Origin of the sequence: Methylobacterium sp. WL7 (genome assembly GCF_008040085.1) — a bacterium.
Taxonomy (GTDB): domain Bacteria; phylum Pseudomonadota; class Alphaproteobacteria; order Rhizobiales; family Beijerinckiaceae; genus Methylobacterium; species Methylobacterium mesophilicum.
In genome coordinates, this window is the sequence record NZ_VRVG01000142.1 from 1 (window position 1) to 13,687 (window position 13,687).

A 13,687-nucleotide genomic window follows, 5' to 3' on the forward strand; every position below is an offset into this window, starting at 1 on the left:
TAGTTATAGCTCGGTTTTCAAATTAAAAACAAATCCCTGTCCGCATTCAATAGCTCTTCGCGCAACGGGCTTGCTCCTCATTAGCGGCGAGCAGGTGAGCTTTTTGGGCCACCCCAGGTAGCCATCGCCGCGTGCTTCGACTGCGTCGGCCCGTCCGATTGAACATTATCTGTCTGGATCCACGAAACGAGCAACCTCGCGTTGGATTTGTAGGACAAATTGTGTTCAAAGACTATCCAAGGTAAACCCTAGACAATTCGCCGCAGTTTCGTATTGTTAGTCGCCAATTCTGGCGGGGCATCAGCAGTCGCGTAGAAGTTCGCACGGGACGATCCGGTAAAATTATCCGTATCCCTCCCCTTCGGACTTGTAACGCCGCGGCAACCTGAAGCGAGGGGAACATGACGACTATCGAGCTGCACGAAAAGATGCCGGAACCGAACTACGACTTGATCAAGTGCACGGCTTCACTGGTCGCGGCTTATGTATCGCGGAACGCCGTCGGTGTTGGCGAACTGCCGGTTCTGATCGATCAGGTGCACACGGCGATCTCGGTGCTTCAGGGCAGCACCGCCGGCTCGACCTCGGCCTGGACCGGCCCGACGGCCGCGCAGATCGAGGCCTCGATCGGCCAGGACGGCCTGATCAGCTTCATCGACGGCCGTCCCTACAAGACGCTCAAGCGGCACCTCACCGCCCACGGCCTCACCCCCGAGCGCTACCGCGCCAAGTTCGGCCTGCCCGCCGACTACCCGATGGTCGCCCCGAGCTACGCCGAGCGGCGCTCGCAGATCGCCAAGGCGATCCAGCTCGGCCACAAGGTCGCCTGACTCAAGCGTGCGCGTCCCGGCGCGGACCGGGCCCCGGTTCGGGCCGACCGGACCGGTTGCGCGGGACGCGCACCTTGACCGCCCCGATGCCGGCTCTCGCACCGACTGGCATGCGGGTGCCCCCGGCGCAGATCCGGCGCCGCTTGCCGGCTGCCGCGCCCAGCAAGAAGCGGCCGAGGGCGGGCCGGCCCTTACGGCGGGTCCGCTCCCGAACCGCTCAGCGCCTGGCCACCGCCAGCGTGCCGTCATCCATCGGGATGAACCGGATGCCGGATCGGCGCAGGGACGCGACGGCCTGAAGGCGCGATCGGCTTCCCCGATGCTCGCTGTCCTCCTCCAGGCGCCGGACAGTGGAATGCGACAGGCCGCTGGCCTGGGCCAGGTCCATCATCGACCAGTCGAGCAGGGCGCGCGCGGCGCGCAGGTGGTGGCCGGTCACGCACTGATCGAGCCCCTCGCCCATAGCCGGCGCGATCGGCATGGGGCTTCGGACCGGGTGCTTCAGCCCGCAGCGGCCGAGATAGGTGCCATCCGGATCCCGGACCGGGACCGTGACGATCTTGAAATGCCAGAGCTCGCCGTTGGCGAGGCGCTCGTGGACCGTGCCCTGGAAGAACTGCCGCCGCTCGATCTGCGCCGCGGCCGCGTCCTGAAAGGCCTGCCGCTCGTCGGGAACGACCATGACGTAGGGATTGATGCAGATCTCCTCGTGCGAGACCCCGTGCACCTGCGCCACCTCGAAGGGGAACTCGAAGCGGCGATCGAGCCCGAGCGCGAAGCACGCAATGTGCTCCGTCAGATACAGGGCCCCCCGCCGCCGCCGCTCCGCCTGGCGCATCAGCACCTGCTGCTCGCGGTCGGTGACGTCGAGGGCGGTGCCGTTCACGGCCACGGGCCTTCCGTCCCCGGAGAAGCGCGCCTCCATCATCAACGAGAGGATGCGGACCGTTCCGTTCGGGCGAATCACCCGGACGATCGTCTCGCGAGGGACGTGGCCCTGCCGGACATCGCCGAGCGACGGCAGCCGGTGCCGATCCTCCGGATGGACCAGGTTCAGGAGCAGATCGTAATGCGCCTTGGCGGCATTCGGGACGAGGCCGAGCAGGCGGAAGAACCCCGGCGACCAGATCTGCTCGCCACCCGCGAGCACCCAGCTCCAGGCTCCGCTCAACCCCCGGCTCTCGGTGAGCGTCAGGAATTCCCCGGACGAGAATGTCAGCGCGCTGAGGGCGGAGTGAAACATCTCAACCCCTCTCGGGTCTATGCGTGGCCGCCATGGCGTCAGACCCATTCCGGTCGGACCGGGCCGGCCACAGGCTGTCGTTCGAGACCGGCCATCGCGCCGACGGCCTCGCGCGAGGGGCTTCCCAAACGCCCGCAAAGCCGCGGCCCCGGCTTCCGGTTGCGTGAGATCGGGCCCCTCCTGTCCTGCACAAGAATCGAACTCATCCCGATACAAATCGATGCCGTTCGGATCTGCCGAGGTATCGACCCTCATAGGATATACAAATTCGCCTTCTGATTCACCCCGCTCGTTCGGTAGATCGGTTATGCATTATCGATGGTCTCAATCATTAGAGATCGATAAAATTTTCTGGAGACATTTTACAGTCGTGTATCTCGTAACTCATTCGCAGTGAATGACACCGGCCTCGACACGTAACAGATATGACTACGTGTTACGATTTCGATTTGAGTTCGGCAGCAATAATGTCCTTGCGATACGCCGGACGATAATCAGTTATGCTGTTGCCAGATTGAATTTTATGTTACCGATATTGTTCAAAGCGGATTTTCAGCTCCCCGATACGGTCTATGCCCTCGCCAACCTATGGATGTGCGCTGGGAGACGGCGCGCGACGCCCGCAAACCGGATGGCGGATCGGGTCGATGCGCGCCATCTCCAGACCGGTTCGCGTTCGCGCGGCGGCCGCGCGATTGACAGGCCAGGCCGGACGGGGCCGGTCCTCCACCGGGCCGGTCGAGGCTCCGCACAGGGAGAAGCCGCATGAGGGTCGCCTGCGTCGGCGAGTGCATGGTCGAGTTGTCGGAGCGGCCGGACGGGAGCCTGGTCCGCGGCTTCGGCGGCGACACGCTCAACACCGCCCTCTACCTCGCCCGCCTCGGCGTGACGGTGGATTACGTGACCGCCCTGGGGGATGATCCCTGGAGCGACGCGATGGTGAAAGCCTGGGGCCGCGAGGGTATCGGCCTCGAGCGGGTCCGCCGCCTGCCGGGCCGGATGCCGGGGCTCTACATCATCCGCACCGACGACGCGGGCGAACGCAGCTTCCATTACTGGCGCGACAGCGCCGCCGCCCGGGACCTGTTCTCGGAACCGGGCGCCGCCGAGACGCGCGCCGCCCTGGAGGCCGACGACCTCGTCTACGTCTCCGGGATCAGCCTGTCGCTCTACGGCGAGGCCGGCCGCGCGGCGCTCGCCGAGACCCTGGCGGCCCTGCGCGCCCGGGGCGGGCGGGTCGCGTTCGACACCAATTACCGGCCCCGCGGCTGGCCGGACTGGGAGGTGGCCCGGGCGGCGTTCCGCGCAGCCCTGGCGCAGGCGGACCTGATCTTCGCCTCGGTGGAGGACCTGGACTGGCTGTTCGGCGAGGCGGGCGACGAGGAGGTGCTGCGCCATCGCGGCCGTGCCGAGATCGTGCTCAAGACCGCGGACGGCCCGGTCCCGGTCGCCCGGGTGCTGCACGGGACGTCGGACACGAAGGTGCCGGCCGGCCCGGTGGACCGGGTGGTCGACACGACGGCCGCGGGCGACAGCTTCGCGGCCGGCTACCTCGCGGCGCGCATCGCCGGGCTGGCCCCGGAGGCCGCCGCCGCCGAGGCACACCGCCTGGCGGGCGCCGTGATCGGGCATCGCGGCGCGGTGATCCCCCGGGAGGCGATGCCGGCCCTGGCCTTCTGAGTATCGGGTTTCCAAAGGGCTTTGCCCTTTGGCCGGGTTCGGGGGTGGGCCCCTGAAGAGCAGCAGGGCTCCGCCCTGCACCCGCAAAGGTCGACGACCTTTTGGGTCCGGGACCTTTCCGTCGGGTCACATACGGCCCGCCGCCCTTGAGGCTGACAAGCGCAGCCGCTACCTGTGCCCTCGGGGGACCGATCGCCCCCAGGCAGGATCGCCGCAGGTCGAGCGGCCGAGAGGGCACCCGTGGCGCCGAGTTCCCCGCCGATTCAGGCTCCCGAGCCCGACGCATCCGCGCCCGGCCCCGCCACCCCGAAGACGCGCGTCAGCGCGCGGGGACGGCTGCGCACCTATTTCCTCACCGGCGTCATCGTGGCCGGCCCGCTGGCGATCACCGCCTACATCACGTGGTGGTTCATCGCGCTGATCGATTCCTTCGTGAAGCCGCTGGTGCCGGCGAACTACCTGCCGGACCATTACCTGCCGTTCTCGATCCCCGGCCTCGGCCTCGTCATCGCGTTCCTGGCGGTGACGCTGCTGGGCTTCCTCACCGCCAACCTCGTCGGCCGCTCGGTGATCGAGTTCGGCGAGGTGCTGCTGGCCCGCACCCCGGTGATCTCCGGCCTGTACAAGGGCCTGCGCCAGATCTTCGAGACCCTGTTCTCGGCCAACGGCACATCGTTCCGCACGGTCGGCCTGGTCGAGTTCCCGGTGAAGGGCACGTGGTCGGTGGTGTTCCTGTCGGCTCCGGCCTCCCCGGAGGTCGAGGGCGCGCTGCAGGCCCGGAACGCCGCCGGCGCCGACGAGATGGTCGGGGTGTTCCTGCCCTGCGCGCCCAACCCGACCACGGGCTTCTTCTTCTACCTGCCGCGCTCGGCGGTGGTGGAGCTGCATATCAGCGTCGACGACGCGGCCAAGCTGGTGATGTCGGCGGGCGTGATCCAGCCGGAGGACCCGCAGGGTCGGCTCCATGCCATGGCGGCGTCCCTGCGGACGGCGCAGCAGGCGGGCGACCCGGCGGCCCACCGGGAGCCGCAGGACGCGTGAGGCCCAACGGAAAGGGCCGCCCCGCGCGCGCGGGACGACCCTGAAATCCGTCGGTCAGCCTGAATTCGTGCGGCTCAGCGCTGCAGCGAAGCCGTCTGCGGCGCGATGGTCGGCGGCGTGGCCTGGGCGACCGTCACGGCGCTGCGGGTCGGAGTCGGGGTCCAACCGGTGGCGCACTGGATGGTCAGGGCCAGGCCGAGCGCGATGCAGAGCCCGTTGGCGGCCAGCCAGAAGGGACGCGCGGCCCGCCGGACGGCGGCCTGCAGATCCTCCGACGTCTTCGTCACCGCTGCGACGGCGCCGTCCGAGATCGGCAGCAGCCAGGGCTCGGTCGGCAGGGCTTGGATACCGGCCATCTCGTGGGAGCCCGGCAGGTTTTGGAACAGTCCGTTCGACATGTCCGTCCTCCAGATTCGTCCGTGATGTCCCGGCTTACCGGGCCATTCGTTCATCTACAGTTAAGGGACGATTGTGGCTGATGCAAGGTCAAGGCTCCTGCCTACGCGCTCTCCCACCGCCGCGAGGCCGGCCCCGGAGCGCCGGCGGCTCAGCACAAGTCACTGTAAAACATAGACCTTTACCGCAAGACGTGCTCCGCGTGCATCAGCCGGCGGTTGCGTGCGGTTTGTTCCCTGGCGCGCAGGCCCGCGGTGGCGCCTTCCTGAACGGGGGGCTTTCCTGAACGGCGCCGTTCAGGAAAGCCGCGGCTCGGACGACTCGGTCAGCCGGCCCCGATCAGCCGGATCGCGGCGTCGCGCTCGAACAGGTAGAGCAGGACCCGCAACGCCTGGCCGCGCGGGCTCTTCAGGCCGGGATCGCGCTCGACGATCATCCGGGCATCGTCCCGGGCGGCCACGAGGAGGTCGCCGTCGCTCTCGAGCCGCGCCAGCCGGAAGGCGGCGAGGCCCGACTGACGGGTACCGAGCACCTCGCCCTCGCCGCGCAGCTTCAGGTCGGCCTCGGCGATGCGGAAGCCGTCCTCGCTGTCGCGCATCATCTCCAGCCGCGCCCGCGCCACCTGCCCGAGCGGCCCGCGGTAGAGCAGCAGGCAGGACGACGCCTTGGAGCCGCGCCCGACCCGGCCCCGGAGCTGGTGCAGCTGCGCCAGGCCGAACCGCTCCGCATGCTCGATCACCATGATGGTCGCCTCGGGCACGTCGACCCCGACCTCCACCACCGTGGTCGAGACCAGGACCTTGGTCTCCCCGGCGGCGAACCGGGCCATGGCGGAATCCTTCTCGGGCCCCGGCATCTTGCCGTGGATCAGACCGACCGCGTCGCCGAAATGCTGCTTCAGGTCGTCGAAGCGCTCGGCCGCGGCGGCGAGGTCGATGAACTCGGATTCCTCCACGAGCGGGCAGATCCAGTAGACCCGCTCCCCCGTGGCGATCGCCCGGGCGAGCCCCGCCACGACCTCGTCGATCCGCTCGGTCGGCAGGGTGAGGGTACGGATCGGCTGGCGGCCGGCGGGTTTTTCGTCGAGGACCGAGACGTCCATGTCGCCGAAGAAGGTCAGCGCCAGGGTGCGCGGGATCGGCGTCGCGGTCATGACCAGGAAGTCCACCGCCTCGCCCTTGGCGCCGAGCGCCAGGCGCTGGTGCACGCCGAACCGGTGCTGCTCGTCGACCACCGCCAAGCCGAGATCGCGAAAGGTCACCGCCTCCTGGAACAGGGCGTGGGTGCCGACCAGGATGTCGATCTCGCCCGCCGCGAGGGCGGCGAGCGTGCTCTTGCGCTCCGAGGCCCGGTCGCGGCCGGTCATCAGGCGCAGGCGTAGACCGCCGGCCAGCGGCTGCAGCCGCTCGAAATGCTGCCGGGCCAGGATCTCGGTGGGCGCCATCAGGGCGGCCTGGCGCCCGGCCTCGACGGCCGAGGCCAGGGCGAGCAGGGCCACCGCGGTCTTGCCCGAGCCGACATCGCCCTGGAGCAGGCGCAGCATCCGGCGCGGGGCGGCGAGATCCGCGCGGATCTCCGCCACCGCCCGGGCCTGGGCGCCGGTGAGCGCGAAGGGCAGGGCGGCCTGGATGCGCCCGCTCAGCGCCCCGTCGCCGGCGTTGACCCGGCCGGCCTTGCGCCGCTGCCGGGCCCGCATCAGGGCGAGCGCCAGCTGCGAGGCGAGCAGCTCGTCGTAGGACAGGCGCCGCCGGGCCGGGGTTGCCGGCGGCGGCTGGAGCGGATCCTCGGCCTTCGGGAGGGGCTCCTCGGGGCGGTGCTCGACGCGCAGCGCATCCGCGAAGGCCGGCAGGCGGTTCTTCTCCAGCCAGGCCGGATCCTGCCATTCGGGCAGGGTCGGCAGCCGGTCGAGGGCCGCCACCGCGAGCTTGTTGATCGCCCGGGAGGTCAGCCCCTCGGTGGCGCCGTAGATCGGCTCGACGGCGGGCAGCTCGGCGAGGCCGGCCTCGTCCACGATCCGGGACGGGTGGACCATCTGGCGGGTGCCGTCCCACAGGTCGATCCGGCCGGTGATGTAGCGATGGGCGCCCAGCGGCAGCATCTTCTCCACCCGGGCGCGGGGCATGCCGAAGAACACCAGGGAGATGTCGCCGGTGGAATCCTCCACCAGCACCCGGTGCGGGCGCTTGCCCGACCCGATCTGGGCCGGACGGTGGGCCACCACGGTGACCCCGACGGTCACCGGCTCGCCCACGGGCGCTTCGCTGACCGAGCCCATCAGCCGGCGCGGGACGCCGCCCTGGGGCAGGTGGAACAGCAGGTCCACGATCCGGGCCTCCCGCTCGGGCGTGCCGAGCAGTTTTTCGATGAGCGGGGCCATCTTGGGGCCGACGCCCGGCAGGGCGCGGGCCGGGGCGAACAGGGGATCGAGGATGCTCGGACGCAGCAGCGGCGCGCGGACGGCCTCGCCCTCCGGCGCCTCGGCGTCCGGGTCGTTCACCGCCGCGTCCCGGAGGGCGGCGTCCTGAGTCGCGCGTGCATCTGTCATGGTGGCTCGGCGGACATCCTGCCGGAGCCGCCTTATCATCCCGTGCATCCCGGCGCGCCAGTGCGGCGCAAGGGACACGGGCCCAGGGGACGGAGGCGACCGAGCGCATGGCCAAGGATTGCGCCACCGATTTTCTGCCGGGCTTCGACCGGCACCGAATCGAGACCGAACCCGGCGTGACGATCCACGCCCGCTCCGGGGGCTCCGGGCCGCCGGTCCTGCTGCTGCACGGCCACCCGCAGACCCTGTCGACCTGGCTCCACGTCGCCCCGCGCCTGGCCGAGCGCCGCACCATCGTGGCCATGGACCTGCGCGGCTACGGCGATTCGGACAAGCCCCCGGGCGGCGAACGCCACGCGGCCTACGCCAAGCGCGCCATGGCGGCGGACGCGGTGGCGGTGATGCGCGCGCTCGGCCACGACCAGTTCGCCCTCGTGGGCCACGATCGCGGCGGCCGCGTCGCCCACCGCCTGGCCCTGGACCATCCGGAGCGGGTCGAACGCCTGGCCCTGTTCGACATCGCCCCCACGGCGACGATGTACGCCCGCACCGACAAGGCCTTCGCCACCCGGTACTTCTGGTGGTTCTTCTTCATCCAGCCGCATCCGCTGCCCGAAACGCTGATCGGTGCGGACCCGGAATACTTCCTGCGCCACCACATCGAGGGCCAGTCCAAGACTCCGGGCTCGACCCCGCCGGACCTCGTTTCGGAATACCTGCGCTGCTACAGTGATCCGGCCTGCCGCCACGCGATCTGCGAGGATTACCGGGCGGCGGCGGGCATCGACCTGGAGCACGACGCGGCCGATGCGGACGCCCGGATCACGGCGCCGCTGCTGGCGCTCTGGGGGGCGCAGGGCACGGTCGGCCAGACCTACGACGTGCTGGAGACCTGGCGCGAGAAGGCCACGAACGTCTCGGGCCGGGCGCTCGATTGCGGGCACACGCTGCAGGAAGAGAGGCCGGAGGAAGTTTTTCGCGAACTCTCGGCGTTCCTCGGGTGAACCGGCGCGTTCGGACGATGCAAAAGGGCGGCGCTCAAGCCACCGGCACGCTCTGCACGCTCAGCTCGTAGCCGAGCGCCCGGTAGGCCGCATCGAACTGTGCCGTCCGGGTCTGATGATCGAGCCTGAACAGCCGGTCGACGCTCTCCCGGTTCCAGCCGAGCTGGCGCTGCAGCTCGGCGCGCGTGATGCCTTTGCTCCGCAGCATCCGGTAGAGCATCACCTTGAGGTCGGTCTGCAACGGCAGCTTCACCCAAGTCCTGATGACGCGTCCGTCCCGAGCGTCGGGGGCCTCGACCGGCGCCGGTGCGGGTATGTCCTCGTTGCGGGCGATGCGCGCCGCCAGGGCTTCCTCCAGGGCCCCCAAGCCGTGCACGGGAAGGGCGGCCGGATCCTCGACATACGTCGTGATCTCGGGAAAGGCCGCACAGGTCGTGAGGTACGTCCCGTTGTCGTCGGCTTCGAGATCGAAGATGTAGCCAGTCACTTGAGGTCCAACGGCTTCAGGATGCGGTTGACGAGACTCGTACCGAGTTCCTTCCGGCCGCCATGCATCGGGATCTGCGACACCCGATCGCCGCGCCGGACCGTGAGATGGCCCGAGCCACCCTTGTGGTTCTCGAACGTGCAGCCCTTCGCGGCGAGGAGCCCTACGGCCTACACAGGTTTCGACCGTAGCCGTGATCATGCCGTGAGCGCAGAAGGCGCGGGTCCCCTCTCCCGTGCGGGAGAGGGACAGGGTGAGGGATGCGCGCTTTCCGGAAAACCCTGGTCCCTCACCCCAGCCCTCTCCCGCACGGGAGAGGGGGCGCGTCGCGGTCTGAACCAACGCCTGCGCCTCAAACCTATGTAACCCGCAGGCAAGGAGCCTGCGGAGTTCGCTCGCATTCATGCAGATATCGGTCGTTCCACAGATGCGTGGAAGTCCACAGAACTGTGGATTTTCGATCTCCTATCAATGTTGGTCCGCGTGCGGCCGCGTCCTACCTCGCGAGCGGGGTCTCCACCGGGCAGGCCAATCGCTCGGTGGCCTGCGGCGCCGTGGCGGCGGCGATCAGGATTGGCAGGATGACCGGAAGACTCAGATAAGACCCGTCCCATAAGGACGACTCGGCCGAGATGGCCGAACCGACCGGGATCACGGGCGCGGGCGGTTGGAAAGATTACGTCGGGCAGCATGTCAGAAGTGGCCAACACACCTTTCGACGTCGCCGTGGTGGGCGCGGGAGCCGCGGGGCTGTCCGCCGCCTTGGCGAGCGCCCAGGCCGGCATCCGGACCGCCCTGGTCGGCCGTCACGCCCCCGTGGCGGACGGGCGCACGGTCGCGCTGCTGGACGGCTCGGTGCGCTTCCTGGAGGCTCTGGGCGCCTGGGAGGCGGTGGCACCGCAGGCCAGTCCGCTGTGCACCCTGCAGATCATCGACGACACCGGCAGCCTGTTCCGGCCGCCGCCGGTGCGCTTCCAGGCCGCCGAGATCGGGCTGGACGCCTTCGGCTGGAACGTCGAGAGCGCCCGCCTGGTCGAGAGCCTGCGCATCCGGGCCCGCGCCCAAGCGAATCTCACCCTGGTCGAGGCGGATGCGGCCGGCGCCGTCCCCGGCGAGGCGGTCTCGCGCCTGACGCTCGCGGATGGCGGTACGGTCGCGGCGCGGCTGGTGGTGGGTGCCGACGGGGGCCGCTCCCCGCTCCGGGCCGCCAGCGGCGTGCGCGTGCGCGACTGGACCTACCCGCAGAGCGCCATCACCACGATCCTGGCGCATGAGCGCCCGCACCGGGACGTCTCCACCGAGTTCCACACCCGCTCCGGCCCGTTCACCCTGGTACCGCTGCCGGGCGGCCACCGGTCGAGCCTCGTCTGGGTCACCGCAGAGAGCGCCGCGCGGCGCCTCGCGGCCCTGGACGACGCCGCCCTGGGCCAGGCGGTGGAGCGTCAGGCCCGGGCGATGCTCGGCGCGATGCGGATCGACGGCCCCCGGGGCCTCGTGCCGATGCGCGGCCTGTCCGTGTCGAGCCCGGTGGCGCAGCGCCTGGCGCTCGTCGGCGAGGCGGCCCACGTCTTCCCGCCGATCGGCGCGCAGGGCCTCAATCTCGGCCTGCGCGACGCCGCCGCCCTGCGCGACCTGCTGGTGGCCGCATCCCGCGATGGCCGCGATCCCGGCGCCCGGCCGGTGCTCGACGGCTACGCCCGGAGCCGCCGCCTCGATGCCGCGGCCCGCACCGCCGCGGTCGACCTCCTCAACCGCAGCCTGCTCACCGACCTCGTTCCGGTCGACGCGCTGCGGGGCCTCGGGCTGCTGGCGATGTCGCATCTCGGTCCGCTCCGGCGGATCGTGATGCGCGAGGGCGTGCTGCCGCGGCTCGGCGCGCCGGAATTGATGCGCGGCGCGCGCTGAGCGCGTTCTCTCGATGGGAGTTGGGCGGACACGTGGTGGCCTTGGCCGCATCGAACGCAATCGTTCGGGCGTGCCATCCTGGTCCGTCATCGCGAGCGCGGCGAAGCGACTCAAGGATGCGCCCGATTCGAGCGACGGCGCGCTGCCCTAGCTTGCTTCGCTGCGCTCGCAATGATGGCGGCGAAGCTTCGGGCGAAGGGGTCTCTTCAGAGGTCCGGCTGGGCGGCCACGTAGGCGCCGAGGCGGGTGGCGAGGTCGACCGGGCCGCCGGCCCGGCCCTCGGCCGCGTCGCCGATCAGGAGGACCGGGATGCCGCGGTCCCGCAGCTGGGCGCGCAGGCGTGCGGCGCGGCGGGCGTAGGCCGGGTCCCGACGGGTCGGGGCCTGGAGCAGCACCGCCGCGGGGCGGGCGATCACGGCCAGCACGTCGTCCGCCGCCTCCATCGAGGCGGTGACGCTCGCATAGCCGAGGTTGGCCAGCTCGCCCGAAAGGGACCGGTCCACGGCGCGAACACCGTCATCGACCACGAGCACTTGTTGCAGCGCACCCATAGGCTTGAGCGGTACCTCATGAAGCGTGGCTTGGGAAGATAGCCAGAACCACAATCCGAAGCGAAACCCGCGAAGGAGCGGATCGGATCCGTCCGGTTGTGTGCGCCTGCGAGATTATCCGCCGCGCCTGAGCGCGGGATGAACCGAAAGCGGTCCGCGGTTCAGGCCGTCTCGACCCCGGTCACGGTCCCGCCGGCCCAGACCGGCCCGTAGCCCGAACGCCGCCAAGCCTGCGGGTCCTGGTCGGGGATGCCGCCGCGGGGGAGGGGCGCCGCCGCGCAGGCCAAGCCGCGATAAGCCAAGCCGCGATCCAGGAGCGCGAGATCGAGGAGCGCCCGGGGCAGGGGCGCCCGCTCCGGATCGGCCAGGGTCGCGGCGAGGTCGCGGCCGCCCGGTCGCGTGAGGACCACGTCCTCGCCGAACACCAGCGAATCGAGGCGGCGCGGGCCGGCCGATTCGGCGACGGTGTCCGGGATCAGGTGCGCGGGCGCCCGGTGGACCACGTGGAGGGCCCGCACGGTCCAGGGCAGGGGCAGGGCGGCGAGCGCCGCCTCGATCAGGGACGGGACCACGAGGCGCGTCGGCACCGGCCGCATCAGGCCGGCCCGGAACCCCGCCTCGTCGAAGGGAATCACGGTCTCGAGGCTGGCCCCGGCCGCCAGCGCCGCGCCGAGGCCGGTGACCAGACCGCGCAGGTCGTGGGCCGGCAGGAGCGTCAGGATCCGTTCGTCCGCCGTCACCGGCAGGACGTCGAGGTGGGCGTCGATCGCCGCGGCGAACGCCGCCGCGCTGCGGTAGACCGGCCGGCCCGGGTCGCCCGCCACGAAGGTCACGAGGCCGCGGCTCGCCACCGGCTCGGCGACCCCGCGTTCCAGGGCCATCGCGTCGAGGCTGATCACGCCGTCCGGGACGCCGGGCCCGAAGGCGGCGAGGTAGCGCAGGCCGAAATGGCCCATGGCCGCCTGGGCGAGGTCCTCGGCCGGACGGCGCGCCCCGCGGCGGCCCTCCGTCAGCACCGCGACCAGGCCGGCGGACGCGATCCCGGCCGAGAGCTGCCCGGCATCCCAGAGGGCGGGCATCGGGCAGGGCAGGTGGCCGGCCGCCTCGACGGCCAGGTGGGCGAGGGCCGATTCGGCGCCGCCGGAGAACCACAGGCCGACCCGGCTGCCCGCGGGCAGCCGCCAGGCGCCGATCCCGCGCGCGAGCCGGCCGACGATCTCCGCCGCCGCCGCGTAGGTCCAGGTGATCGGCGGGCGCCCGCACCACGCCGCCCGGTCCCCCGAATCACGCAGGGCGGTGCGCTGCGGGCCGGACCGGGCCGCCGCGAACAGGCTGGCGGACAGCCCGCCGGACCGCGCGGACGCGTCCGGCGCGGCGTCGGCATTCCTCTCCGCCACCGCGAACGCGCTCAATCCGCCCCCCGCTCGAACCGCAGATCCATCCGCATGGTCGTCCGACCATGGTTAACCGGCGCCTAAGAGGCGACCACTTGAGACCGGCTCCCTTGGGCGAGGCTGTCGCCGCGCCGCGGCCGCGGATCCGCGCGGCGCCCGGGGGCCGTGCACGCGGGCGCGGGCAACGTCGCGCTTGCGGCCGGGGAGGCAGGAGCCTATCGGAGGCCGCTGCGGCACGACGCGCTCCGAGGGGCGCGCGATGCCGTGGTGTCATGCCTTCGCCTCATTCGGAGGGGACAGGCAGGCCGCCCGGTCGCCGGGGCGAGGGATGCGCGCATGAGGCGCCCATCCTCGCCCGATGGTCGGACCGATTCATCCGGAGCCCCGGGAGGCACGCCACGGCGCTGCGTGCCCGGGCGGTCCGGCGGACCAGCCCGTCAGGCCGGCTCCGCATTCCGCAAGCCACACCACGTTTCTCCAAAGGGGTCAGAGCCGATGTCCTTCACCCGCCCCGCGACGCTGGCACGCGCCGCCCTCCTCGGCCTTGCGGGCCTCGGCCTCGCGGCCGCCCCGGCGCTGTCCCAGGCGAAGAAGCCCGCGGCCCCCGCGCC

At 71.1% G+C, this 13,687-nt stretch carries 11 protein-coding genes and 1 pseudogene; 5 read left to right on the plus strand and 7 right to left on the minus strand.

What is annotated here, in order from left to right; all coding sequences use genetic code 11:
* Positions 1-401 precede the first annotated feature (401 nt).
* Positions 402-830, plus strand: coding sequence for a MucR family transcriptional regulator (locus tag FV233_RS24835; RefSeq protein ID WP_147855695.1), 429 nt, complete (start codon positions 402-404; stop codon positions 828-830).
* Positions 831-1,047: 217 nt separating this feature from the next.
* Here FV233_RS24835 and FV233_RS24840 read toward each other — a convergent pair whose 3' ends face one another.
* Positions 1,048-2,073, minus strand: a complete 1,026-nt coding sequence (locus FV233_RS24840; RefSeq protein ID WP_147899098.1) for a PAS domain-containing protein — start codon at positions 2,071-2,073, stop codon at positions 1,048-1,050.
* Positions 2,074-2,838: 765 nt separating this feature from the next.
* Here FV233_RS24840 and FV233_RS24845 point away from each other — a divergent pair.
* Both FV233_RS24845 and FV233_RS24850 read left to right on the plus strand, forming a co-directional pair.
* Entirely contained in the window at positions 2,839-3,753 is a 915-nt protein-coding gene (locus FV233_RS24845) for a sugar kinase (protein WP_147899099.1), read from the plus strand.
* Positions 3,754-3,993: 240 nt separating this feature from the next.
* Positions 3,994-4,794, plus strand: coding sequence for a DUF502 domain-containing protein (locus FV233_RS24850; RefSeq protein WP_147857037.1), 801 nt, complete (start codon positions 3,994-3,996; stop codon positions 4,792-4,794).
* 74 nt (positions 4,795-4,868) lie between these two features.
* On the opposite strand, the gene FV233_RS24855 is transcribed toward FV233_RS24850, so the two are convergent.
* Entirely contained in the window at positions 4,869-5,192 is a 324-nt protein-coding gene (locus FV233_RS24855) for a hypothetical protein (protein WP_147857036.1), read from the minus strand.
* A gap of 323 nt (positions 5,193-5,515) precedes the next feature.
* Positions 5,516-7,735, minus strand: a complete 2,220-nt coding sequence (recG, locus tag FV233_RS24860; protein WP_238262206.1) for an ATP-dependent DNA helicase RecG — start codon at positions 7,733-7,735, stop codon at positions 5,516-5,518.
* Positions 7,736-7,842: 107 nt separating this feature from the next.
* On the opposite strand from recG, the gene FV233_RS24865 reads away from it, so the two are divergent.
* On the plus strand, positions 7,843-8,739 hold the full coding sequence (locus tag FV233_RS24865; protein ID WP_147856715.1) for an alpha/beta hydrolase: 897 nt from the start codon (positions 7,843-7,845) through the stop codon (positions 8,737-8,739).
* Positions 8,740-8,773: 34 nt separating this feature from the next.
* Here the strand turns inward: FV233_RS24865 and FV233_RS24870 are convergent, their stop codons facing one another.
* The gene (locus tag FV233_RS24870; protein WP_147856716.1) at positions 8,774-9,226 is read right to left on the minus strand and encodes a type II toxin-antitoxin system HicB family antitoxin; all 453 of its coding nucleotides are present in this window, start codon (positions 9,224-9,226) and stop codon (positions 8,774-8,776) included.
* Positions 9,223-9,384: pseudogene (locus FV233_RS24875) on the minus strand (type II toxin-antitoxin system HicA family toxin); the annotation flags it as partial. The gene FV233_RS24870 and the pseudogene FV233_RS24875, both read right to left, overlap by 4 nt.
* Before the next feature lie 532 nt (positions 9,385-9,916).
* On the opposite strand from FV233_RS24875, the gene FV233_RS24885 reads away from it, so the two are divergent.
* A complete protein-coding gene (locus FV233_RS24885; RefSeq protein ID WP_147899100.1) occupies positions 9,917-11,131 on the plus strand; it encodes a UbiH/UbiF family hydroxylase in 1,215 nt (404 codons plus the stop codon).
* Between the two features lie 206 nt (positions 11,132-11,337).
* Here FV233_RS24885 and FV233_RS24890 read toward each other — a convergent pair whose 3' ends face one another.
* Positions 11,338-11,682 (minus strand): hypothetical protein, encoded by a 345-nt coding sequence (locus FV233_RS24890; RefSeq protein ID WP_147899101.1) that lies wholly within the window; start codon positions 11,680-11,682, stop codon positions 11,338-11,340.
* Positions 11,683-11,843: 161 nt separating this feature from the next.
* Complete coding sequence (locus FV233_RS24895) at positions 11,844-13,094, minus strand: AMP-binding protein (protein ID WP_246690077.1); 1,251 nt, start codon at positions 13,092-13,094, stop codon at positions 11,844-11,846.
* Positions 13,095-13,687 lie beyond the last annotated feature (593 nt).

Excerpts from the sequence above, each read along its gene's own strand:
- FV233_RS24835 (WP_147855695.1), top strand. The coding sequence starts at position 402 with ATGACGACTATCGAGCTGCACGAAAAGATGCCGGAACCGAACTACGAC.
- FV233_RS24840 (WP_147899098.1), bottom strand. The coding sequence starts at position 2,073 with ATGTTTCACTCCGCCCTCAGCGCGCTGACATTCTCGTCCGGGGAATTC.
- FV233_RS24845 (WP_147899099.1), top strand. The coding sequence starts at position 2,839 with ATGAGGGTCGCCTGCGTCGGCGAGTGCATGGTCGAGTTGTCGGAGCGG.
- FV233_RS24855 (WP_147857036.1), bottom strand. The coding sequence starts at position 5,192 with ATGTCGAACGGACTGTTCCAAAACCTGCCGGGCTCCCACGAGATGGCC.
- recG (WP_238262206.1), bottom strand. The coding sequence starts at position 7,735 with ATGACAGATGCACGCGCGACTCAGGACGCCGCCCTCCGGGACGCGGCG.
- FV233_RS24865 (WP_147856715.1), top strand. The coding sequence starts at position 7,843 with ATGGCCAAGGATTGCGCCACCGATTTTCTGCCGGGCTTCGACCGGCAC.
- FV233_RS24885 (WP_147899100.1), top strand. The coding sequence starts at position 9,917 with ATGTCAGAAGTGGCCAACACACCTTTCGACGTCGCCGTGGTGGGCGCG.
- FV233_RS24890 (WP_147899101.1), bottom strand. The coding sequence starts at position 11,682 with ATGGGTGCGCTGCAACAAGTGCTCGTGGTCGATGACGGTGTTCGCGCC.